The organism is Psychrobacter arcticus 273-4, from assembly GCF_000012305.1.
Taxonomy (GTDB): domain Bacteria; phylum Pseudomonadota; class Gammaproteobacteria; order Pseudomonadales; family Moraxellaceae; genus Psychrobacter; species Psychrobacter arcticus.
In genome coordinates, this window is record NC_007204.1 from 2,336,792 (window position 1) to 2,360,261 (window position 23,470).

Consider the following 23,470-nt stretch of genomic DNA (forward strand, 5'->3'; position numbering starts at 1 on the left):
CTTTTTTGCTGGTTTAGTCTAGCTTCTCAACTTTACTAAACTCAAGCTCAACCTGAGTCGGTCGATTAAATACGTTTACCGTTAAATGTAATTTAGACTTCTCATAATCCACTTTTTCAACCAACCCTTTAAAGTCAGTGAATGGACCATCGATAACCAACAACTCTTCGCCCGGCTCAAATAGAGTCTTAGGACGTGGGTCAGTTTCAGTCTGATTCAAACGGTTTAAAATACGGTCAGCTTCTACTTCCGTAATCGGCGCTGGCGTTTCTGGTGTACCACCAATAAAGCCCATAATACGTGGGCAATCTTTTACGATGTGCCAAGTATTGTCGTTCATTTCCATCTGGATCAATACATAACCCGGAAAAAACTTACGCTCGCTTTTACGTTTTTTGCCGTCTTTCATTTCGACGACTTCTTCAGTAGGCACCAATACATCACCGAAAAACTCAGCGAATTCACTACGGTTAATACGATCAGTTAATGAACGCTGTACTTGCTTTTCATATCCTGAAAATGCTTGGACAATATACCAACGCATATCACGCTCCTGATCAGTGTAAGTAAGTCGTTATCAATAAATTTCGGGTAAACAGTCGCTAATACGCGCCATCAACCAATAAATATACCAACGAACCAATTAAAAAAGTTATCTAATAGCCAAACTAATAAACCAACAACCGCAATCATAACAATTGTTTGCCATGTGTATTGGAAAGTTTCGTCTTTGCCAGGCCAAGTAACGCGGCGTAGTTCTACAGCAGCGTCTTTCAATAAAGTTTTAAATGCACGGCCCTGATTAGTCAATGCAAGACATAACAGCGCAAATACAAAAAGAGCAACGATAATACCAATACGTACCCAAAGATCATTAGCAGGTTGCCAATAGCCGGGTAGATATTGATTAACTAACGTTGCACCAATTAAAACAGCTGCAGCTAATAGCCACAAAATCACATCTTTTACTGAACCCGTCTTAGCAATTTCAACAGCAGTCGTTTGATTGCCCGCTGAAACATGCTTATCTTTAGACAGCATTCCACCAGCAACTGCCTTGGCATCAGATAACTTAGTCTCGAGGTTATCTTGATTATTGCTCATAAAGAACTCACTTCGGAGATGATGGGGTATGACAAAGATGTGATAAGAAGATGGCAGGCGATGTAGGACTCGAACCTACAACCCTCGGTTTTGGAGACCGATGCTCTACCAATTGAGCCAATCGCCTAGGGGTGTTAAGGCTGATAATTATACAAGGTTTTAATGATAATGCAAGTTTTAAGACGATATTTCGTTATATTAATCTATCTAGATACGTTAATTAATATAAAAATAGTAAAAGTATATTAAATCTGACAAGAGATATAGTTGAAATACTTTAAAGTCGCTACCGTATTGCTGGTGTAAATTTTTTGCAGCCTCTGTCTGCGTAGGCACAGCAAGCAAGAAAAATTTGCACCAGTAATACGTGTTGTATCGATATTACTTTTCACCGACTATATCATATTTGCGACGTTCATTTTGATGGCTTTTTTATGAGCGGTCGTCATCAATATCTACACCCACAAAAAAGCCGCCCTCAGTTAAGAGAGCGGCTTTTGACTAACCGTTTACCTTAATATTACAGATTGCTCTGTAAGCTAAGACTTAAACGTGAACGTTAGCAACAACACCAGCGCCTACAGTACGGCCGCCTTCACGAATTGCAAAGCGAAGACCTTTGTCCATAGCGATTGGGTGGATAAGCTCTACGCCCATCTCAACGTTATCACCAGGCATCACCATTTCAGTACCGTCTTGTAATTGGATTGCGCCAGTTACGTCAGTAGTACGGAAGTAGAACTGTGGACGATAGCCGTTTAGGAATGGTGTGTGACGACCACCCTCTTCTTTTGACAATACATATACTTCAGCGTCAAACTTGGTATGAGGAGTGATAGAACCTGGCTTAGCAAGTACTTGGCCACGTTGTACGTCTTCACGCTTAGTACCACGTAGTAGTACGCCACAGTTTTCGCCTGCACGACCTTCGTCAAGCAGTTTACGGAACATCTCTACACCAGTACAGGTGGTTTTTTGAGTGTCACGGATACCGACGATTTCGATTTCTTCGCCAACGCGTACGATACCTGATTCAACACGGCCAGTTACGACAGTACCACGACCTGAGATTGAGAATACGTCTTCGATTGGCATTAGGAATGCTTTGTCGATGTCACGCTCTGGCTCTGGGATGTAGGTGTCAAGAACGTTTAATAGTTCTACAACAGCTGGTTGGCCATATTTTTCTTGTGAGCCTTTTAGGGCTTCAGTCGCTGAACCATGGATGATTGGAGTGTCATCACCTGGGAAGTCATAGTCGCTCAATAATTCACGAACTTCCATTTCTACTAGCTCTAACAATTCTTCGTCATCAACAACATCACATTTGTTCATGAATACAACGATGTACGGTACGCCAACCTGACGTGAAAGCAGGATGTGCTCACGAGTTTGTGGCATAGGGCCGTCAGTTGCAGATACGACTAGGATTGCGCCGTCCATCTGTGCCGCACCGGTAATCATGTTTTTAACATAATCGGCGTGACCTGGGCAGTCAACGTGAGCATAGTGACGTGATGGTGTGTCATATTCTACGTGTGAGGTGTTGATGGTGATGCCACGTGCTTTTTCTTCTGGTGCTGAGTCAATAGACGCGTAGTCTTTGGCTTCGCCACCAGAGGTGATAGCAGCTACCGTTGCGATAGCAGCGGTAAGGGTTGTTTTACCGTGGTCAACGTGTCCGATGGTACCGACGTTAACATGTGGTTTTAGACGTTCAAACTTGGCCTTTGCCATGGGTATTTCCTCTTTTTTTAGGGTCAACTGCTTAATTTATATAAAGTAATTAAGTGAATACTGACCACATTAAGATAACTGTTAAAAGGGTGCACATACTAATGTGCAGATATTATAAGAAAATCACGAGCAATAACAAGTCTTTTAACCAATTATTGCTCGATTATCTACTGACAATATAAAGATATGCCCTATATTGCCATTATCGATAGATTTTTGCTTACTCGTCATCATCTTTATTGTTGAATTTAGAGATGATAGCTTCTGCAACTGATTTTGGAATTTCAGCGTACTTTTGGAATTCCATAGAGTAAGTTGCACGGCCCTGTGACATTGAACGCATTTGTGTGGCATAGCCAAACATTTCCGCTAATGGTACTTCAGCACGAATCTGCTTAGTGCCGCCAGGTAAATCTTCCATACCTTGAACCATACCACGACGACGGCTAAGATCGCCCATGATATCGCCCATGTAATCTTCAGGCGTTTCAACTTCTACTTTCATTACTGGCTCAAGTAGTGTTGGGTTTGCAGCCATGAAGCCTTTACGGAAAGCGATAGAACCAGCCATTTTAAATGATAACTCATCCGAGTCAACATCATGGTAAGAACCATCATACAAGGTCGCTTTTACGCCAACGATTGGGTAACCAGCAAGTACGCCATTTTTCATGCGCTCTTGAATACCTTTATCAACCGCACCATGGAATTCTTTTGGTACCGTACCACCAACAACTTCTTCTTTAAATTCATAAAGAACATCGCCAGCTGGATCCATAGGCTCAAGACGTAACCAAACGTGACCGAATTTACCACGACCACCAGTCTGACGTACGAATTTGCCTTCTTGCTCAACGGTGTTACGAATCGTTTCACGATAAGCAACCTGTGGTGCACCGATGTTGGCTTCTACACCAAACTCACGCTTCATACGGTCAACAAGAATCTCAAGATGCAGCTCACCCATACCACTGATGATAGTCTGACCAGACTCTTCGTCAGTATGTACACGGAACGATGGATCTTCTTTCGCCAAACGACCTAAAGCGATTGACATTTTTTCTTGGTCAGCTTTAGTCTTAGGTTCAACCGCTAGGCTGATAACTGGATCTGGAAATTCCATACGCTCAAGCGTGATAACATTTTGCTCGTCACATAGCGTATCACCAGTGGTCACATCTTTCATGCCGACCAATGCAGCGATATCACCAGTACGGATTTCTTGCAACTCTTCTTGAGAGTTCGCCATCATCTGTACGATACGACCAACGCGCTCACGTTTCATTTTAACTGGATTATAAACACTGCTGCCTTGCGTCAAAACACCTGAATAGACACGAACGAAGGTTAAGTTACCAACGAATTTGTCATTCATGATTTTGAATGCTAAAGCTGAGAATGGCGCTTCGTCTGACGCTTCACGAGTGCCTTCAGATTCATCTTTGTCATCAAGGATACCTTTAATAGCAGGTACATCCATTGGTGCAGGAAGATACTGAATAACGGCGTCCAACATCTTCTGTACACCTTTGTTTTTAAAGGCAGTACCACAAAGAAGCGGGATGATTTCGTTATTAATAGTCAATTGACGAATAGCAGAGTTGATCTGATCAACAGTTAATTCACCGTTTTCAAGATACTCATTCATCAATTCTTCAGTCGCTTCAGCAGCGTTTTCTACTAGATACTCGCGATACTCTTCCGCTTTTTCTTGTAGTTCTGCTGGGATTTCGCGCTCATCATATTCCATACCTTGAGACGCTTCGTCCCAATAGATGGCTTTCATCGTTATTAGATCTACAACGCCTTCAAAGTCATCCTCTTTACCAATTGGAATAACCAATGGTACTGGCTTGCCGCCTAGACGAGTTTTGATCTGTTCTACTACACGGTAGAAATCAGCGCCAACGCGATCCATTTTGTTAATGAATGCAAGACGTGGGACTTTATATTTGTTTGCCTGACGCCATACGGTCTCAGACTGTGGCTGAACGCCGCCTACTGCACAGTAAACCATGCAAGCGCCATCAAGTACACGCATAGAACGTTCAACTTCAATCGTGAAGTCAACGTGACCTGGGGTGTCAATGATATTGATACGGTGTTCGTCAAACTGTTTTGCCATACCTGACCAAAAACAAGTTGTCGCCGCTGAGGTGATAGTAATACCACGCTCTTGTTCTTGCTCCATCCAGTCCATAGTGGCTGCGCCATCATGTACTTCGCCAATCTTGTGGCTAACACCGGTATAGAACAAAACACGTTCAGTAGTGGTCGTTTTACCAGCATCAATGTGCGCAGAGATACCAATATTGCGATAGCGCTTTAGGGGAGTTTTACGAGCCATAGTGTTTTCCTAGGGAAATTCGTGTATATATTAATGTGTTGTGTCTCTACCTCTACTCTATGACAAAGCCATTTTGCTTTGCAATATTACTAATCATTGGACCTAATACGGGCAAAAAAGAGTAAATACTAAGAATAGTGCGGCATCAAACTCAGGAGACTTTTTTACAGAACAGCATCTTGACAGATGTCCGCCATCTAAAATGAGTATCTCTATCATTATCTTTCGATAAATACAGGCAAATCATTTATTAACAATGGCGACAATCAATAGAATAAATCAACAATATAAGGATTGACTGACCTAAGCCAGTCATCCAAAAATTTTCATAAACAAACGGCTATTAACAATAATGATTGATAACAAGCCACTTAAATAAAAATAGCTTAGAAACGGTAGTGAGAAAATGCTTTGTTTGCATCTGCCATGCGGTGAACTTCGTCACGCTTCTTCATAGCATTACCTTTACCATCAGCGGCGTCATTCAATTCGCCTGCTAAACGCAAAGCCATTGATTTCTCAGAACGCTTTGCAGCAGCTTCAGCTAACCAACGCATAGCCAAGGCGGTACGACGGGAGGGGCGTACTTCCATTGGTACTTGGTAGGTTGCACCACCAACGCGGCGAGCTTTTACTTCAACCATTGGGCGAACATTTTCCAATACATCTTCAAAGAAAGAAACTGGATCTTCGATGTTACGCTTTTGGCTTACTGTCTCAAGTGCACCGTAAACGATACGCTCAGCAGTCGATTTTTTACCATGACTCATTACATGGTTGATGAATTTTGCAACAGTTTGGCTACCAAACTTAGGATCCGGTAGGATCTCACGGGTAGCAACGACGCGACGTCTTGGCATAATAAATATCCTTTTCTTCAGGAGTGTCTGACATTCACAATCTCGCACCAATTAATATTGGATGGCGTTATATCGAGTTGTCAGTCAGCCTTACTGCATGGCGGTATGTGATAAGGGTTAATGACTCATTTGGTCAAAAATTACTCACATCAGACCCATGCACAGTTAATGGGTGATACAAAAAAGCTTATCTAATAACGTTTAATTATTAAACTTTAGGCTTCTTAGCACCATATTTAGAGCGACCTTGCTTACGGTCTTTAACGCCTGCGCAATCTAGTGCACCACGAACGGTGTGATAACGTACACCTGGTAGATCTTTTACACGACCACCACGGATAAGAACAACACTGTGCTCTTGTAGGTTATGACCTTCGCCGCCGATGTAGCTTGATACTTCATAGCCTGAAGTCAAACGTACACGACATACTTTACGCATGGCTGAGTTAGGTTTTTTAGGGGTAGTAGTATATACGCGAGTACATACACCACGGCGTTGTGGGCACGCTTCCAACGCAGGAACTTTTGACTTTTCCTTGATGGTTTTGCGACCTTTACGAATCAATTGGTTAGTTGTTGCCATAAGGCATCCTTCTCCCGTTTGGTATAAAACAAAAAAATAGGGAAACGCACCATCCATCTGACTTTAACGACAGATTTTGGCACACCCATTTTTAGGACAGTGTATTATAAAGACTTGTTGCTGCTATTTCAACCACTTATGAGTAGTTGGACTTTACAGCAGCAGATAGATATGTATTCAGTCTACCACTATACCACTTTATCTGTTTTTGACAGCATAAGCCAAAAAAACAGCGGACTAAATTTGATATCAAAAGCAGACATATACATAATTTAGATAAGATATTTAGAGCTAAAAACGTCGTTTATCTTAGCTATCGTTGAAATACTTTAAAGTCGCTACAGTACTGCTGGTGTAAATTTTTTGCAGCCTCTGTCTGCGTAGGCACAGCAAGCAAGAAAAATTTGCACCAGTAGTACGTGTTGTCGTGTTGTATCGATATTACTTTTCACCGACGATATCGCCAATATTAAAGCCAAACAGTAAAAGCATAGAATATCAGTTTGCTAAAAAAATAATCAGCAAACCTTGATGACTTGTTATTTGCTCGACTTAGTAGCCGTTTTATCTTCTTTCTGCTCATTGCCACCCGTTGCCTGACTGACCTTAACTTCACTACTACTATCATCAGTAATAGCACGATTGGCAAGCTTAGCTTCTGGCGCAAAGGTTGCTTGAGCAACGCCAATGACCTCATCAATCAGCTGGCTATTATAGCGCATACCAACGATAACAGCGGTGGCTGGCAAGAATCGACGTATCCATGTTAAGTTGATTTTATCCAAATCAATACCAACCTGACTGGCAATGCTGTCCACTTGTTCAGCGTAAAAATTAACCTTTTTATTCTGTAAGCCTAAGTTTTTGAGCTCATTGTGCAAACCACTGCTTTGGGCACTATCAAGTAAACTTTTACCAATACCAATACCTGCCAGCAATGCTTGCTTCTCTTGCATTTTGCTTAGGTCTGCATTGGCTAGTAATTCATACGCCATTTTGACACCTTGCTTACCAGTCAATGGCTTGTTGTATAAGGCGCCCAACTGATAAATCGTACGCAAAGAAACCAACAATAACCATAGTGTATCCGCAAGCAAACCCGGTAAGCCTGCAAGACCTGTAATACCGCCAAGCGTGGCTAGTGCACGGTTTTGATTGGCGATATCGGTCGCTAATGCGTAACGCTGCTCATCATCTAGGCTAGCAATGTTGGCAAAGCGATGCTGGTTAGGTAAATCGATTTGACTCCAATTGTCGGCAAGCTTAGCAATTTGAGAAAAAGCGCCATCAACGGTCGACTCAAAAAAACTGTTTGGCACGACTTTTTTAGCATATTTACCATAAACAGCAAAGCGTGTGCCAAGTAACTGCTGAGTTGCTTTTAAGGTTTGCTCACGAAACAAATCTTGTTGGTAGTCCTCATCACCTAAGTTCACCGCTTTAAATTGACGCGGTTTACCAGTTTTTGCATTGGCGCTATCAATCATGGCACCCATACGCTCTAGATTGCCACGAGTAAAAGAGCCAACCGTACTGATACCTTTAGATAAAGTGCTACGCTTTCCCATCTTAATATCCTTAATATGATGTTTGTTATAAAGTAACTGTGGTTAAAGTACTGGGTGTTAAAGCGCCATTGATTAAAGTGCTACTATATAAGACCCTTTTTATAATCATACGCTGTTTGCCATTCTAGCGAACCCCTATCGTGAGTGTCAGTGCGAACAATGTTATCACTGCCATCAGGTTTTGTATCTAAGTGTCGTTTACTGATGACAGCTTAATCATAATAGTCTATCTATTAAATATATTTATATTAGAGAAGTTTGCACTATGACGTGCATAGCGCTCATCAACTCTCTCTTAATCATAAAATGCAGAAAATTATAGAATAACTACGATTGTTAATCAGCCATGTTTTATTATTATTTTGCATTTACTCAAACATTTTGCCACCTCGATACGGTATCATATGCCATAATTCAAAGTACACTTGTACCATTATTTAGCTGCACTCTTTATCTATAATGTCTATGAATCCGATGATAGCGCTAGAGTCAGCTTCTAGCACTTAGACGCCTTGATATAACAACACGTTTATTATCAAAGACAGAAAGATATGACCTAATATGGTAAAAGTAGATATTTGAAAACGATGATTAAAAGTAATTATCAAAAAATCGTTACTAAAATTATCAAAAAATCGTTACTAATAAGGAATATTATATGCGCCGCGTTGTTATCACTGGAGCGGGGATTGTCTCTTGTATCGGACATGATTTAGCTACTGTTACAGAAGCTCTTAAACAAGGGCGCTCTGGCATCACATTCAACGAATCTTATGCTGAGCACAATTTTAAATCACATGTAAGCGGCAGTATTGATCAATCAGAGCTTGATACCTCAGCTATTGACCGCAAACTAAAACGGTTTTTTAGTGACGCAAGCCTTTATGCTTATGTCAGTGCGTTAAGTGCAATTGAGCACGCTGGACTCTCTTTGGAAACCATCAATAACAACCCGCGTGTGGGTGTGGTTGCCAGCTCAGGCGGCGCTTCAACAGAAAATATCGCCAATGCAATAGACGCCATGCGAGAAAAAGGGTTGCGCGGCGTTGGCGCGATGGCAGTACCAAAAACTATGGGCAGCTCAGTATCAGCGGCGCTTGCTACCGGTCTAAAAATCCAAGGTATCTCCTATTCATTAGCCTCGGCTTGTGCAACGTCGACGCATTGTATCGGTCATGCCGCCGAGCTTATTCAGTTGGGTAAAGCAGATGTGATACTCGCTGGTGGTAGTGAAGCAGAACACTGGACACAGTCTTGTATGTTTGATGCCATGGGCGCAGTCAGTACTCAATATAATGATACTCCAGAGCTTGCCTCAAGAGCTTATGACAAAGACCGTGATGGTTTTGTCATTGCTGCGGGCGGCGCGATGGTGGTCGTTGAAAGCTTAGAGCATGCCCAAGCTCGTGGTGCCAATATTTTGGCTGAAATCGTCGGTTATGGTGCCAGCTCTGATGGCGCAGAGATGGTCGCGCCAAGCGGTGAAGGCGCAGTACGCTGTATGAAGCTGGCACTTGCTGAAGCCGGTTTAGAAAGTGTAGATTATATCAATAGTCACGGTACCAGTACGCCACTTGGTGACATCACTGAACTAAAAGCAATAGCCAAAGTATTTGATAACGACATCAGTAGAGTCCCTGCCATTAGCTCAACCAAGTCTATGACAGGTCATAGCTTAGGTGCGGTCGGTGCGCAAGAGCTGATTTATTGCCTACTGATGCTACAAGATGGCTTTATTGCACCTAGTATCAATATTACAGCATTAGATCCAGCCGCTAAAGGCTTTGATATCGTCACTGAAAAACGCGATGTTAAGCTTGAAACCCTTATGAGCAATAGCTTTGGCTTTGGCGGTACCAACGCGACATTAATCATCAAAAAGTTTGACGCCTAGACTATGGTTGTACTACCTTCTGATAGCATTGCACAGACAGATTCTGCCCTACCGCCAGCTAGCAAAACTAGCTGGCGTTTTGGTAGATTATCTGCCGCAGAATTGATGCCACAACTCCAGAGACATTTGCAAGAGCAGGATAATACGGCAAATTGGCAATTAATTTGGCTCAATAATGACGGGCAACCAGTCATTTGCTTATTGCCAAAAATGAGCTGGTGCGTTTATCCTGTAGCTAATGACACGCAGCATTCTGCTAAGCAGGCAAGCCTTTATAAAGTCGAGAAGACATGCCGTGCGAATGTTGTCCCTTATAGCAATACCAATACCAATACCAATACCAGTGATAGCACCGCTGCTACAAGATATATGAGTTATTACGACTGGCAAGAGGAATTGATTGCTTATAGCCAAGCTTATGAGAACAACAACGATAGCTTACTCTCAACAAGTCAGGATAATCAGCCGCCGCATTATCATCATGGATTGATAGGCTTCATCGGTTATGATATTGCCGCTCATGAGCTAAGTCCGACCGCCAATATTGAGCTGGCAGAACAGCCCTGTGCGCTATTGGGACATTATGATATTTACCTAACCGCTGATGCAGACAATCAAAACAATTGGCAGCTAAAGGTAAATATAGATAATAATAATCCTGATAACAGCTCAGTTCAGCAGGATACAAATGCACTGCTCATAGCACTGATATCTTATTTGGATAGTTTGGATAATAACCTATCCAATGAGAATACAAATAAAAAACAACTCTGTAAAACTTTACCTTTATTACTAAAAGCTCAATGGAGTCAGCAGCATTATCAGCAGGCATTTAATCAAACGCAACATTATTTGCAGCAGGGCGACTGCTATCAGATAAATCTGACTCAAATATGGACTGAAAGCGCTGCAGGCCATCACAACAAAGATCAAACCGTAACAAACCTCATTGATTTCTTGCCTACCCTACATGCCAACACTCAAGCGCCCTTTGCAGGGTATGTAGCACTTGATACTTTTAATAATGACCAAGCAAATACGGCAAACCGTCAGTTTGAGTTATTAAGCTGCTCGCCTGAACTGTTTTTTACCTTTATCAAAGACGTTAAGACAGGCAAGTATCATATACGTACCAAACCTATTAAAGGGACGATGCCACGCGGTATTAATGCCAAACAAGATAATGACTACAAGCAGCAGTTAATCGATAGCGAAAAAGACCGTGCTGAAAACGTCATGATTGTGGACTTGTTGCGTAATGACTTGGGTAAATATGCCAAAATCGGTAGCGTAAAGGTACCCCAGCTATTTGCGATTGAAAGCTTTAGTAATGTGCATCATATGGTCAGCACTATTACTGCCGAACTCAAGACTGATACTCATCCGTTAAGCGTCTTATTTGGCAGTTTACCTGCAGGTTCTATTACTGGTACGCCAAAGAAACGCGCAGTGGAGGTTATCGCAGAATTAGAAGCCGCGCCGCGCGGAGCTTACTGCGGTACTATGGGTTATATGAACTTTGACGGTAGCGGTCAATGGAATGTACTGATTCGCACACTACAAGCAACGACCAAATCCGATAACACAAAACAAGTCAGTTTATGGGCAGGCGGCGGCATCACTGTCGCCTCAGACTGCGATGCTGAATATCAAGAATGCCTCGATAAAGTCGGTAATCTACTATCTGTCCTTGCTAACACAGCTCACCACTGAGCTTTATATAGTCGGTGAAAAGTAATATCGATACAACACGTACTGCTGGTGCAAATTTTTCTTGCTTGCTGTGCCTACGCAGACAGAGGCTGCAAAAAATTTACACCAGCAATACTGTAGCGACTTTAAAGTATTTCAACTATATTAAAAGACAACTTAAAGCGGCATAAAATAGCCTGCTAACATGATGTTAGCAGGCTATTTTTATGACTTATAAAACATTTTCTTCAGTATTACAGTCGAGCTAATGATTAACTGGCCTCGACATCCGCCACTGCTTGCAGCGCTTTTAATGCGTTAATTAAACGCTCGTGCTGTGAAGGAGTACCAATCGTAATGCGCAGATACTCATTAATACGTGGCTTATCAAAATGACGAACGATGATACCTTGCTCACGTAATACTTCTGCTACTTGACTGGCAGCGCCATCGTGCGGACGCGCAAAGACAAAGTTGGCATGTGATGGCAGTACGTCATAACCCAATGCTGTCAACTCTGCCGTTAACGATGTGCGCAAATCGATCACTTGCTGACAAGTTTGCTCAAAGTATTCCACATCTAAGACGCTAGCCGTTGCGCCAGCTTGTGCCAACTTATCAAGCGGGTAGCTGTTAAAGCTATTCTTCATACGCGTTAATGCTTCTATCAATGAGGCATTACCGAATGCCATACCGACGCGCAATCCTGCAAGCGAGCGTGATTTTGAAAAAGTCTGCGTCACCAGCAAGTTATCAAACTCATTGATAAGGCTAATAGCTGACATCTGAGATTCTGCACTTGCCTCTTCTAACTGAGCAAAATCAATATACGCCTCATCAATCACAATCACAGAGTCTGAATGCTCGCCTGCAAGCTTACGGATATCGGCAAGCGACAACAATAAACCAGTTGGCGCATTCGGATTAGCAATAATGATACCGCTACAAGGTCGACGATAGGCATCAGGACTGATACTAAAATCTGCTTCTAGTGGTATCTGCACCAGCTCTATCCCAAAGGTATTGGCATAAACCGGATAAAAGCTATAGCTGATATCCGGCGCTAAAACTGGACGATTTTTTAAGAAAAAGCTGGCAAACACTAGCGCCAATACTTCATCTGAGCCATTACCAACGAACACTTGATTGATATCAAGATTATAAAGCGCAGCCAATGCGCCGCGCAATTCTTCAGACTCAGGTGCAGGATACAAACGCAAATCATCCGCTTGCTGCGCTAAAACTTTGGTAATCGCCTCACCGACTTTTGGTGAAGGTGGAAATGGATTTTCATTGGTGTTTAACTTGCATAAATCGTCATGCTGGGGCTGCTCGCCAGGGACATATGGCGATAAATTACGCGCTTTAGATGACCAAAGTCTGTTATCTATCTTTGACTCACTCATAAGTTATCCTACTATTAATCACAGAGACGGTTATTTCTATAAGCTGTTATTCTAAAAATCTATTACTGATAGCGATAACGGGCTGAACGTGCATGGGCTTCTAAGTCCTCATGTTGCGCTAAAATATCAGCCGTCTGCGCCAGAGGCTTACTGCCAGACTCAGAACAATAAATAATAGAGGATTTCTTCTGGAAGTCATAAACCCCAAGTGGTGATGAAAAACGTGCGGTGCCCGATGTTGGTAGCACATGGTTGGGTCCTGCACAATAATCACCGATTGCCTCTGGCGTATGACGACCCATAAAGATAGCGCCTGCGTGACGAATACTATTAAGCAGCGCATCAGGGTGATCAACAGACAACTCCAAATGCTCAGGCGCAACACGATTGATCACTGCCATGCCCTCTTCGCGGTCTCTTACTAAGATAAGCACGCCACGATTTTTTAGCGAATCACGAGCAATATCCGCCTTAGGCAATTCAGCCAATGCTTTTTCAATTTCAATGGCGACCTCTTTAAGCTGCTGTGCACTTGTGGTCACAAAAATAGCTTGAGCAATGCGATCATGCTCTGCCTGTGACAATAAATCCATCGCCAGCCAATCAGCACGGTCTTGTGCCTCGCCTTCTGCATATACTAGCACTTCAGATGGTCCGGCAATCATATCGATACCGACTTGACCAAATACTGCGCGCTTGGCTGCTGCAACATATTTATTACCCGGTCCAGTGATTTTATCTACTGCCGGAATCGTCTCAGTGCCATATGCCAATGCGGCAACCGCTTGGGCACCGCCAATGGTAAAGACGCGATCAACTTTTGCTAAATGAGCAGCTGCCAGTACCAAAGGATTGAGTACACCTTTTGGGGCGGGCACAACCATGATGACCTCTTTGACGCCAGCAACTTTGGCAGGAATGGCGTTCATTAATACTGAAGAAGGATAAGATGCTAAACCGCCCGGCACATAAATCCCAACGCGATCAAGCGCTGTGACCTTTTGACCTAAGCGATTACCGAGCTCATCTTCATATTGCCATGTCTCTTGCACTTGGCGCTCATGAAAAGTCTTTACCCGAGTTGCCGCTGTGATTAGGGCGCTTTTCACAACATCATCAAGATTGGCGAATGCTTCAGCAAGCGCCTCTTTGGATAATTCCAATGCTTGCGTCGTCGTTGCTGGATGTTGATCAAACTGTTGCGTCAATTCTAGTACAACACTATCGCCACCATGACGCACTCTAGCAATGATGTCATCTACCGTTGTGAGTAACGTTGCATCATTAACGGTTTCAAAAGCAAGCAGCTCTGTCAACTGACTGTCAAAATCGGCGTCTTGCGTACTTAATTGGCGCATGGCTTTGTCCTATATTTGAGCATGGATACGGCGATAAAAAGAAAGATGTGAGGGCTTATATATCAACTTATCAACTTATCAACATTTATCTTATTCAGATTATACGGCACTTTATTCGCTGGCAAGCAAATACAGCAAAACCAGTTTAGCACGCTATGTTCTCCGTAGAGCGCTAAACTGGTTTGGAATTTTGTATAACAATACTTGATATTATCAATCTACGATACGCTTCTATCATGCACTGATTTATGAAGTGCTGTTGATGCTGTTTTTAAAGCTATCCAAGATAGGCTCAAGCAGTGCAAACTTGCGCTTATAGCTGACTTGATTGACGATAAGACGGGATGAGACATCACAGATATGATCGCGTGCTTCAAGTCCATTGGCGCGTAAGGTATTACCCGTATCAACGACATCGACTATCAAATCACCCAAACCAACCAAGGGTGCAAGCTCCATCGAGCCGTACAGCTTAATAACATCGACCTGCTGACCTTGGCTGGCAAAATAAGCACGGGCGACATTGACGTATTTGGTGGCGATACGAAGGCGGCGATTTGGTAGTGGCGCATCTTTTACACCAGCAGTCATGAGCTTACACTGAGCAATTTTTAAATCCAGTAGTTCATAAACATGATTGGCACCATGCTCAAGCAACACATCTTTACCCGCCACGCCAAAATCCGCTGCACCGTGTTCAACGTACGTCGGCACATCGCTTGCGCGTAAAATCAATACGCGGACATTAGGATTTGATGTTGGGAAAATAAGTTTGCGTGAGGCTTCAGGATCTTCCAATAATTCAACACCAGCGGCACGCAAAAGTGGCATCGTTTCTTCTAAGATACGACCCTTCGATAACGCAAGTGTTAAGCCTAAAAACTCATCATTTGCTTCATTTAATAAACCACTGGTTGGTAAGCTGTTGGTTACTTCAGTCATAGTGACGCTGGTCCGTGTGCTGATGGTGCTAAAAGTTGTCGCCGTCAAAGGGCATTTTTAATAATATCACGCTAAGCTGCAAAATTATTTTTAAAATATAACGCCAGTATTATTACTGACTGACGTTATAAGTTTTTGGAAGCTATATTAATCATTGCTATTGATACGCTCGATATTCACGCCAAGTGCACGCAGTTTTTTTTCAACATGCTCGTAGCCACGGTCGATATGGTAAATGCGGTCAATTAAACTCTCGCCTTCCGCCGCTGCAGCTGCCATCACTAGTGACATCGAAGCGCGCAAATCAGTTGCCATTACAGGCGCGGCGGTAAAGCACTCAACCCCTTTCACGACAGCAGTATGACCATCTACTTGGATAGAGGCACCTAAGCGGTTAAGCTCAGGGACGTGCATATAGCGATTTTCAAAGATATTTTCGATAAAGGTGCTGGTGCCATCAGCAAGACAGGCAATCGCCATAACCTGTGCTTGCATATCCGTTGGAAAGCCTGGATGTGGCTGGGTGCGGATATCGACAGCTTTTGGTCGACCCTTCATTTGTGCGCGAATCCAATCATCACCGCTAGTAATGATCGCACCCATGTCTTCAAATTTTTCTAGCACGGGGGTTAATAGTAGTGCTGAGGTGTTTTTGGTCAATACATCACCACCTGTCATCAAAGCGCCAGCAAGATAAGAGCCTGTTTCGATACGATCTGGCACGACTGCATACTCACAACCATGCAAACGCTCAACGCCTTCAATAGTCATGATTGCTGTACCAATACCACTGATCTTAGCACCCATGGCGACCAGCATATTGGCCAAATCTACCACTTCTGGCTCAAGCGCACAGTTACCCAAAACAGTTGTGCCTTTGGCAAGTGCTGCTGCCATGATAACGTTTTCAGTACCGCCTACCGTCACCATGTCAAATGAGAACTTACACCCTAACAGCTTGCCGCCTTTTGGCGCTTGCGCGATCACATAGCCGTTTTCTACCGTAATACTAGCACCCATCGCTTCAAAGGCTTTCAGATGCTGATCAACAGGGCGCGAACCAATCGCACAGCCACCTGGCAAGGACACTTCTGCCTCACCAAAACGTGCCAGCAATGGACCCAGTACTAAGATTGACGCGCGCATTGTTTTGACCAAATCATAGGGCGCATAAAAATTATCGATACTTTTGGTATCACAAGTGACGGTATCACCTTGCTTTTGGATTTTGATACCCATGCCACCGATCAACTCAATCAACGTGCGCACATCTTGTAACGATGGCACATTATGCAATGTCGTTGGCGTCTCAGCCAATATCATTGCCGCAAGTAATGGCAAGGCGGCATTTTTGGCGCCTGAGATGGTGACTTCCCCTGCGATACGACTACTACCAGTGATTAAAAATTGATCCATAAAGGTGACAACCTAACGATAAGTATAAAAATAATGAAAAACCGAATCGGTTATCAGTGGCAAAATACTTGCTCATGATAAACAACCCAGTCGTAAATAAGAATCTTAACTCAATCTAGCCTTGTGATTGAACATCCCACTCAGCAGGCGTTAACGCTTGAATATTGAGCGCATGAATATCGCCACTGGCGATTTTATCATTGACCAAAGCATAAACTGTTTGCTGACGCTGCACGGCACGTTTGCCCTCAAAACTGGCATCAACCACACGCACATCAAACTTAGTTCCTTGATTGGCAGCTTGAATAAAAGCATCTGGAAAATGCGTTTGTAAAAATGCAATTAAATCGTCAGCGTTCATGCTCATAGAATATTCTGCCTTAAGGTTTTAGATAGGGTATAGAGGTAAAGTGACGACATTATAACAAGAGTTTGACCATCTTACAGTACTGTCTTACACAACGATGCGTAACCATTACTAGCCTTAAATAAAATCAACACCCATGTCAAACCTGTTAATTAAAACCCTTATTTAAGGGTTTTGTCCAAATAATTTAATACTTGCGCGCGTACATCATTGACCCAGCGCAGTGGTGGTGCCATCGCGCCAATACTGGTGGCATGACTGGCGCCTGCAATCTCACTTGTCTGCACGGTAACGCCGGCAGCTTTTAATGCCTGTGTCATTTTGATGGTATTGGTCGCATAGACGACTTTATCTTTTTCAGCAGTCAATAATAAATACGGCGGCTGCGGCCCTTTAATCTGACGATCTGGCATCACCTCATCGGGTGTCGCATCGGCAGCAAAAGCTGTGACGCTATCAAAGTTACGAAAATCATAGCTATAAGGACCTGCAATACCAATCACTGCACTGATATCTTTTGGCTTGATGCCATAAGGTTTTAAGAAATCCTCATTGACGACTGCAGCAACGGCGTTAAACGCGCCTGCAGAATGGCCAACGACTGCGAAGCGTTCTGGATTGGCATGAAAGCGCTTGGCATTATTATAGCTCCACGCAATAGCTTGCGCCGTATCTTCGACATAATCAGGATAGACATACTCAGGGGCTTTACGATAATTAATAACTGCCGTCACGTAACCTGCTTGCGCCAAGCTCTTACCAACAAAGGCATATTCCTCTTTACTACCACTCTCCCAAGAGCCACCATGGACGAATACCACCATTGGATAATCTTGTTTGATGGTGGTATTCGTTTTCATAGCCTGCGCTAAGGGTTTGGGATAGTAAATATCCAAATCTTGTAACGGCTCGTCACCATACAGAATGTCTTTACTGACCTCAATACCACCATTTGAAGTAATGCCATTAACGATAGCAAGCGCTGATAACGCCTGTGCTTGCTGCGTCGCTAGCGCAATACTGCCCACTGCCAATGCAGCAGTAACCCCTACGCGTATGAGTTTGGGCATGCCTACTTTAGGTCGCTGTACATCATTATTTAAAGCCTTCATAGCAGTATCCCTGTTATATGTCAGTCAGTTATAGATTGATAATCTTACCTGCACTGCATTAACTATATTTAATATTAATATTTTTTGACTGTATATAGTCGATTCTAAATAAAGTAGATACATCATGTTTTAACGCGGCACTGGTATAAATTTTTCTGGCGTGCTGTGCCTGCGCAGACAGAGGCTGCAAAAAATTCATTCCAGTCCCGCTGTATCGTTTTTATACTGGGCTTACTATATATTTTACGGAGTAACGGCGGATTTATCCTCATACATTATGTCATCGTTACCTAGCTTTACGCCTCGATCGTCGACGACAGTAGTTAGTAACACCAATTCTGTAATACCGACCGTGCTATTGGCAATATCAATCAGGTGGCTTTGCTGCGTCGGTGTCATACGACCCATTATATAAACCACGCCATTATTAGTCACTGCTCTGATTTGTGACGCTTTTACGCCATTAGCAGCGGCTGTTTTTGCCATCAGCTTTGATGTGATATAACCATCATGGACAGTTGCGCTATAGCCTTTTGAGGCACCAACTGTCAGCTCGTTGTAGACTTGACGAACGTCTGGCATAGAGCCTACGACTTTACTGACTTCTGCTTTGATTGCCTCAGTTGGTACTTCACCCGTCAATAATACCGCGCTATTAAAGCTATCAATACTCATGCGACTGGTTTGCTGTAAATTTTCCTGCAAACCATAAACGTTAATCTTGACGGTATGCTCAATACTACGATCAAGCAGACGCTGCGGAATGGTGCGCTCAGTCATGGGCACGCCATAAGTACCTTCTGTACTATTGGTCAAATAGTTGGTGCTACAGCCCGTCGTGACAATGCTCGACATTAATATAACGCCTATCGCGGTACGGCGCGGTGAGCCAAAAATAGCAGTGCGCAGATGCATCTGTGTCATGATTTACCTCTTAGTACATGAGTAGTCATAATAAATAATAGTGACAATTAATGGTTTTAATTTTCAAAAAACTCGACATAGGCTTGATTCAATAAAGCCCTATTAATGCCGCTACTTTACTGAATTTTTAGCGCTTACGGTTAGGCTTTTGGTAACGATAACTTCATGTGATTCTCTTTATCGTTATAAAGTTAGCCATGCTTAAATCAATCACAAAAAAGCTTTATTACCAAGCTGACGCTATAAATGCGCCTTGTAACCATTCAGGTTGATCTTTTTCTAAGGGTTGATTTAGTTGATTGTCCAACCTAATATCTGTCTCATTTTCACTATTCTTGTTATTCGACGTATTATAAGCAATCACATCAAACCGACATTCGTAATCACTGTATTTTTGATGTTGATGCAAAAAGTAGCGTGCTACTTTAATGATTTTACGCTGCTTGCCTGCTGTCACACTGAGCGCCGCATCGCCAAAATGTGAGCGATTTCTTTGCCGCACTTCAATAAATACCAGTGTCGACCACGCTTGTCCTTTTTCTAACATCACTAAATCAAGCTCGCCAACTTTGGGCCGCTGCCAGTTTTTTGCAATCAAAATCAGCCCTTGCTCTTGCAAAAACTCACATGCCAGCTGCTCAAAATAACCGCCCTGTCGCTGTTTTGGAGAGGTTAGCATTAAAGGTTTATCATTTGCCATGACGTCTATCTGTCTGCTCAACATTTCAGAATTATCATAGCACATCATGCTAAACTAACCACTTTCGCGTGCAGATGCTGGTGTAGTTTTTTATGCTTTGCTTAAGCCTTATTTGATGAGGCACTTTTGCCTTTGGTGTTATTAGCCAGTTTTATCAGTCAGCACGCCATATTCCTTTATTTATTATCTTAATGACCCGAGGTTTTCATGTCTAGCCCTACCGCGATGCCAGCTTGTTTATATATCGTTGCCACGCCGATTGGCAATCTTAGCGACATGACACCGCATGCGATTGATGTCTTAAAGCAAGTTGCTATCATTGCCTGTGAAGATACGCGAACCTCAGGTAAGCTGTTGTCACACTTTGGCATTGATACCAAAGGCAGTAAGGATGACGATAGCAAAGAAGTCGCGGTGCACAATAATAAAAATGCTGCCGATAGCGATTCTGATACAGCCGTTAAGCAAAAGGGGCACAATAAGCTTTGGGCTTATCATGAGCACAACAGCGCCATTCAAACGCCAAAAATCATTGAGATGATCGAGCAAGGTCATTCAGTTGCTCTTATTAGTGATGCCGGTACGCCGCTGATTAGTGATCCAGGCTATCAATTGGTACAAGCAGCACATGCAGCTGGCGTTCGCGTATCCCCTATTATTGGTGCCTCTGCTGCCATTGCTGCGTTATCAGTCGCAGGATTGCCATCAGACCGTTTTAGCTTTATTGGTTTTTTACCAGCAAAAACGCATGGTCGCCAAAAACAACTCGCGGCATTGCACTCTCGTACTGAAACGTTAATATTTTATGAAGCGCCGCATCGCATTATTTCTAGTTTAGAAGATATGGCAACTATATTTGGTGCTGAGCGCGAAGTGACGTTTTGCCGTGAATTAACCAAAACCTTTGAGACCGTAAATAAAAGTACGCTTGGCGCTTTGGTCGAATTCGTCAAAGCAGATGACAATCAGCAGCGCGGTGAAATAGTGGTGGTGGTCGCCGGAGCCAATGTTGCTCAAGATGATGATGACATCAGCATTCATGATAAATTATTACAACGGCTGCTAGAGGATTTATCGGTGAAAAAAGCCGCTGCCTTAGGCGCTGATATTACCGGTATAAAAAAGAATGCGCTCTATCAGCGCTTACTTGAGCTACAAGCACAATAATTTTTGGACATTATAACCAAATAGACGCAGTTATAAATTCTTTGAGGAGAGATAAGTAATGTACGATGTGATGGCGATAGGTAATGCCTTGGTTGACCACGAGTATCTGTTATCAGATGCCGCCTTAGAAGAAACTGACCTGACTAAAGGTCATATGACGCTGGCAGGCATTGAAGAGCAACAGCAATTATTGGCGTATTTTAAGCTTGCAGAGATTGAGCCATCAAAACAAGCGGGCGGCGGCTCAGCTGCCAATGCCATGGTCGCATTTTCAAGTTTGGGCGGCAAACCTTTTTATGCCTGCCGCGTGGGTGATGATAAGCAAGGTGAGTTTTATCTAAAAGACTTGCATGAAGCAGGTGTTACCACCTCACCTCAGTCCATTCATGCAGGCGGTGTAACAGGTTCGTGCGTGGTTGCGGTCACTGAAGATGGCGAGCGTACCATGCAGACGTTCCTAGGTACTTCAAGCGATATCACCGCTGATAACGTTGACTTTAACGCGTTAACTCAAGCTGAGTGGTTGTATTTAGAAGGCTATCTTGCAATGTCCGCAGGCATTCAGCCAGCGATGGATCAATTGCGTCAGCAAGCTGGTGTAAATGGTGCCAAGATTGCCGTCAGCTTCGCTGATCCAGCCGTTGTAAAATTTGCCAAAGATGGTTTGCTTAATATGCTCGGCAACAAGGTGGCAATGATATTTTGTAATAGTGAAGAGGCGCGTTTATTCACGGATGAAACACAGTATAAGTCAGCGGCGCGTGCGCTACTTCAACATTGTCAAACTGCGGTCGTTACTGATGGTGCAAATGGGGCTGTGATTGCCCATCAGCCAAATGATGAGTCCGACATTGAGATTTACGATATCCCTACGCCAGCAGTCGATAATGTTATTGACACCAATGGTGCCGGTGATAACTATGCAGGCGCATTTCTATATGCTTTATCGCAGCAATATAGCTTGCCAGAATGTGGTCATCTTGCCAGTGCAGTAGCCGCGCAAGTGATTCAACAGTTCGGTCCACGTTTAGCGTCAAAAGATTATCAAGATATCGCAAAGCGTGTGCTGTCTGCTTAAAAAATAAAGAAAAGCCCATATCGATTTGATATGGGCTTTTCTTTTATGCATGTCCCGTCCTGAAATAAGTGAACTTAAGCAGCTAATCGATGAATCTGTTTGTATTTATAATTACCGATTAGCTTTTATTAATAAAAGCATCATTTATAACTACATTTTTATTTATAGTAGGCGTTTTCGGTACGGGTATGATCGGTCTCATCAATTACCTGTGTTAACTCTGGTATTTGCTGCTTAAGCTGCACCTCAACACCTTGACGCAAGGTCATATCAACTGCCGAACACCCTTGGCAACCGCCACCAAATTTCAATACCGCAGTCAAGCCAATACCTTCTTCGTCAATCAGTTCAAGCAACTGCACATCACCACCATGTGCCGCTAAGCTTGGATTAATCTCAGACTGCAATACATAGTTGATGCGCTCTTCCACACTGGCATCAGCGCCGACTTTTGGCACTTTAGAGTTTGGTGCTCGGAAGGTCAGCTGACCACCGAAACGGTCTTTATTATAATCAATTACTGCATCTTCTAAATAAGGTACTGAGGCCGCTTCAATAAAAGCAGAGAAGTTATCGTAGCTGAATTTTAAGTCAGCGCTGTCTTCTTCGCCCGGCTGATTGTAAGCCATGCAACACTCAGCACGCGGTGTACCCGGATGTTCAACAAAAATACGTACGCCAATACCATCCGTGTCTTGCTTAGATAGCAAATCTGCTAAGTAACCTTGCGCCGCTTCCGTGATGGTGATATTACTTTTAGCCTCAGTTTGCTCAGTATCGAGCGCTGATTCATAGTCTACAGACTGGTCTAATTGGTTATCAGCTTGGTTTTGCTCACTCATAATGTTTCCTATGCGTTATGACACAAACGCTATATCTATTATGGCTACTGTGTCGTGAATTTGGATGTTTTGAAATTTTTGAAAGCTATGTGGCTTATATAAGTTATATGGGCTATCAATGTTTGAGGTTTATTATTGTATTGCTCTGACCATAATGATTATAAAAGTTAATGCGTTTATAACGGCTATTATACCTTACTCAAGCCATAATTCCGACCGCGCTACTGTGAATTAAACCAAAATGGCGACAAATGACTGCTATCAGTTTTATTAATAATGACGGAGTAGAGACAATAAATACCGCTTATCCAATGATTGATACATCACCTGCTATATAAAGACGGCTAACGTGATTATCAAGTTATTTAAACAC

The 23,470-nt window shown here is 43.0% G+C and carries 20 protein-coding genes and 1 tRNA gene; 4 read left to right on the forward strand and 17 right to left on the reverse strand.

Translation table 11 applies throughout. The annotated features are described in order from the left end of the window. Positions 1–13 precede the first annotated feature (13 nt). The 8 genes from nusG to PSYC_RS09825 form a co-directional block, all read right to left on the reverse strand. On the reverse strand, positions 14–544 hold the full coding sequence (gene nusG, locus PSYC_RS09790) for a transcription termination/antitermination protein NusG (RefSeq protein ID WP_011281150.1): 531 nt from the start codon (positions 542–544) through the stop codon (positions 14–16). A gap of 71 nt (positions 545–615) precedes the next feature. Next, the gene (secE, locus tag PSYC_RS09795) at positions 616–1,104 is read right to left on the reverse strand and encodes a preprotein translocase subunit SecE (protein WP_011281151.1); all 489 of its coding nucleotides are present in this window, start codon (positions 1,102–1,104) and stop codon (positions 616–618) included. A 51-nt stretch (positions 1,105–1,155) separates the two neighbouring features. Then, positions 1,156–1,231 (reverse strand) — tRNA-Trp (locus PSYC_RS09800). A 419-nt stretch (positions 1,232–1,650) separates the two neighbouring features. After that, positions 1,651–2,841 carry an elongation factor Tu gene (gene tuf / locus PSYC_RS09805; protein ID WP_011279689.1) on the reverse strand — a complete coding sequence of 397 codons (1,191 nt, stop codon included), beginning with the start codon at positions 2,839–2,841 and terminating at the stop codon, positions 1,651–1,653. 220 nt (positions 2,842–3,061) lie between these two features. Continuing rightward, positions 3,062–5,188, reverse strand: a complete 2,127-nt coding sequence (gene fusA / locus PSYC_RS09810) for an elongation factor G (RefSeq protein WP_011281152.1) — start codon at positions 5,186–5,188, stop codon at positions 3,062–3,064. 386 nt (positions 5,189–5,574) lie between these two features. Then, the gene (gene rpsG, locus PSYC_RS09815; RefSeq protein ID WP_011281153.1) at positions 5,575–6,048 is read right to left on the reverse strand and encodes a 30S ribosomal protein S7; all 474 of its coding nucleotides are present in this window, start codon (positions 6,046–6,048) and stop codon (positions 5,575–5,577) included. A gap of 208 nt (positions 6,049–6,256) precedes the next feature. After that, complete coding sequence (rpsL, locus tag PSYC_RS09820; RefSeq protein WP_011281154.1) at positions 6,257–6,631, reverse strand: 30S ribosomal protein S12; 375 nt, start codon at positions 6,629–6,631, stop codon at positions 6,257–6,259. Between the two features lie 539 nt (positions 6,632–7,170). After that, a complete protein-coding gene (locus PSYC_RS09825; protein ID WP_011281155.1) occupies positions 7,171–8,199 on the reverse strand; it encodes an EcsC family protein in 1,029 nt (342 codons plus the stop codon). 658 nt (positions 8,200–8,857) lie between these two features. On the opposite strand from PSYC_RS09825, the gene PSYC_RS09830 reads away from it, so the two are divergent. Continuing rightward, on the forward strand, positions 8,858–10,093 hold the full coding sequence (locus PSYC_RS09830; protein ID WP_011281156.1) for a beta-ketoacyl-ACP synthase II: 1,236 nt from the start codon (positions 8,858–8,860) through the stop codon (positions 10,091–10,093). 3 nt (positions 10,094–10,096) lie between these two features. Further along, positions 10,097–11,806: an anthranilate synthase component I family protein gene (locus PSYC_RS09835; RefSeq protein WP_011281157.1), complete on the forward strand. Its 1,710-nt coding sequence runs from the start codon at positions 10,097–10,099 to the stop codon at positions 11,804–11,806. A gap of 251 nt (positions 11,807–12,057) precedes the next feature. Here the strand turns inward: PSYC_RS09835 and hisC are convergent, their stop codons facing one another. The 8 genes from hisC to PSYC_RS09875 form a co-directional block, all read right to left on the reverse strand. After that, complete coding sequence (gene hisC / locus PSYC_RS09840) at positions 12,058–13,191, reverse strand: histidinol-phosphate transaminase (RefSeq protein WP_011281158.1); 1,134 nt, start codon at positions 13,189–13,191, stop codon at positions 12,058–12,060. A gap of 62 nt (positions 13,192–13,253) precedes the next feature. Continuing rightward, positions 13,254–14,549, reverse strand: a complete 1,296-nt coding sequence (gene hisD, locus PSYC_RS09845) for a histidinol dehydrogenase (protein ID WP_011281159.1) — start codon at positions 14,547–14,549, stop codon at positions 13,254–13,256. Positions 14,550–14,795: 246 nt separating this feature from the next. Beyond that, positions 14,796–15,491, reverse strand: a complete 696-nt coding sequence (hisG, locus tag PSYC_RS09850; protein WP_011281160.1) for an ATP phosphoribosyltransferase — start codon at positions 15,489–15,491, stop codon at positions 14,796–14,798. Positions 15,492–15,638: 147 nt separating this feature from the next. Beyond that, positions 15,639–16,907, reverse strand: a complete 1,269-nt coding sequence (gene murA, locus PSYC_RS09855) for a UDP-N-acetylglucosamine 1-carboxyvinyltransferase (RefSeq protein WP_011281161.1) — start codon at positions 16,905–16,907, stop codon at positions 15,639–15,641. Positions 16,908–17,022: 115 nt separating this feature from the next. Then, complete coding sequence (locus PSYC_RS09860) at positions 17,023–17,274, reverse strand: BolA family protein (RefSeq protein ID WP_011281162.1); 252 nt, start codon at positions 17,272–17,274, stop codon at positions 17,023–17,025. Positions 17,275–17,435: 161 nt separating this feature from the next. Further along, positions 17,436–18,386 carry an alpha/beta hydrolase gene (locus tag PSYC_RS09865; RefSeq protein ID WP_011281163.1) on the reverse strand — a complete coding sequence of 317 codons (951 nt, stop codon included), beginning with the start codon at positions 18,384–18,386 and terminating at the stop codon, positions 17,436–17,438. A gap of 243 nt (positions 18,387–18,629) precedes the next feature. Then, positions 18,630–19,310 (reverse strand): BON domain-containing protein, encoded by a 681-nt coding sequence (locus PSYC_RS09870; protein ID WP_011281164.1) that lies wholly within the window; start codon positions 19,308–19,310, stop codon positions 18,630–18,632. 226 nt (positions 19,311–19,536) lie between these two features. Beyond that, positions 19,537–20,058 carry a YraN family protein gene (locus PSYC_RS09875; protein ID WP_011281165.1) on the reverse strand — a complete coding sequence of 174 codons (522 nt, stop codon included), beginning with the start codon at positions 20,056–20,058 and terminating at the stop codon, positions 19,537–19,539. Positions 20,059–20,217: 159 nt separating this feature from the next. Here PSYC_RS09875 and rsmI point away from each other — a divergent pair, with 159 nt between their 5' ends. Then, positions 20,218–21,177, forward strand: a complete 960-nt coding sequence (gene rsmI, locus PSYC_RS09880; protein WP_011281166.1) for a 16S rRNA (cytidine(1402)-2'-O)-methyltransferase — start codon at positions 20,218–20,220, stop codon at positions 21,175–21,177. Between the two features lie 58 nt (positions 21,178–21,235). Continuing rightward, entirely contained in the window at positions 21,236–22,255 is a 1,020-nt protein-coding gene (locus tag PSYC_RS09885) for an adenosine kinase (RefSeq protein ID WP_011281167.1), read from the forward strand. A 158-nt stretch (positions 22,256–22,413) separates the two neighbouring features. On the opposite strand, the gene nfuA is transcribed toward PSYC_RS09885, so the two are convergent. Further along, positions 22,414–23,097: a Fe-S biogenesis protein NfuA gene (gene nfuA, locus PSYC_RS09890; RefSeq protein WP_011281168.1), complete on the reverse strand. Its 684-nt coding sequence runs from the start codon at positions 23,095–23,097 to the stop codon at positions 22,414–22,416. Between the last annotated feature and the right edge of the window lie 373 nt (positions 23,098–23,470).

Bases quoted from the DNA above. Each gene is read 5' to 3' on its own strand.
- nusG (WP_011281150.1), bottom strand. From the start codon at position 544: ATGCGTTGGTATATTGTCCAAGCATTTTCAGGATATGAAAAGCAAGTA.
- secE (WP_011281151.1), bottom strand. From the start codon at position 1,104: ATGAGCAATAATCAAGATAACCTCGAGACTAAGTTATCTGATGCCAAG.
- tuf (WP_011279689.1), bottom strand. From the start codon at position 2,841: ATGGCAAAGGCCAAGTTTGAACGTCTAAAACCACATGTTAACGTCGGT.
- fusA (WP_011281152.1), bottom strand. From the start codon at position 5,188: ATGGCTCGTAAAACTCCCCTAAAGCGCTATCGCAATATTGGTATCTCT.
- rpsG (WP_011281153.1), bottom strand. From the start codon at position 6,048: ATGCCAAGACGTCGCGTCGTTGCTACCCGTGAGATCCTACCGGATCCT.
- rpsL (WP_011281154.1), bottom strand. From the start codon at position 6,631: ATGGCAACAACTAACCAATTGATTCGTAAAGGTCGCAAAACCATCAAG.
- PSYC_RS09825 (WP_011281155.1), bottom strand. From the start codon at position 8,199: ATGGGAAAGCGTAGCACTTTATCTAAAGGTATCAGTACGGTTGGCTCT.
- PSYC_RS09830 (WP_011281156.1), top strand. From the start codon at position 8,858: ATGCGCCGCGTTGTTATCACTGGAGCGGGGATTGTCTCTTGTATCGGA.
- PSYC_RS09835 (WP_011281157.1), top strand. From the start codon at position 10,097: ATGGTTGTACTACCTTCTGATAGCATTGCACAGACAGATTCTGCCCTA.
- hisC (WP_011281158.1), bottom strand. From the start codon at position 13,191: ATGAGTGAGTCAAAGATAGATAACAGACTTTGGTCATCTAAAGCGCGT.
- hisD (WP_011281159.1), bottom strand. From the start codon at position 14,549: ATGCGCCAATTAAGTACGCAAGACGCCGATTTTGACAGTCAGTTGACA.
- hisG (WP_011281160.1), bottom strand. From the start codon at position 15,491: ATGACTGAAGTAACCAACAGCTTACCAACCAGTGGTTTATTAAATGAA.
- murA (WP_011281161.1), bottom strand. From the start codon at position 16,907: ATGGATCAATTTTTAATCACTGGTAGTAGTCGTATCGCAGGGGAAGTC.
- PSYC_RS09860 (WP_011281162.1), bottom strand. From the start codon at position 17,274: ATGAGCATGAACGCTGACGATTTAATTGCATTTTTACAAACGCATTTT.
- PSYC_RS09865 (WP_011281163.1), bottom strand. From the start codon at position 18,386: ATGAAGGCTTTAAATAATGATGTACAGCGACCTAAAGTAGGCATGCCC.
- PSYC_RS09870 (WP_011281164.1), bottom strand. From the start codon at position 19,310: ATGACACAGATGCATCTGCGCACTGCTATTTTTGGCTCACCGCGCCGT.
- PSYC_RS09875 (WP_011281165.1), bottom strand. From the start codon at position 20,058: ATGATGTGCTATGATAATTCTGAAATGTTGAGCAGACAGATAGACGTC.
- rsmI (WP_011281166.1), top strand. From the start codon at position 20,218: ATGTCTAGCCCTACCGCGATGCCAGCTTGTTTATATATCGTTGCCACG.
- PSYC_RS09885 (WP_011281167.1), top strand. From the start codon at position 21,236: ATGTACGATGTGATGGCGATAGGTAATGCCTTGGTTGACCACGAGTAT.
- nfuA (WP_011281168.1), bottom strand. From the start codon at position 23,097: ATGAGTGAGCAAAACCAAGCTGATAACCAATTAGACCAGTCTGTAGAC.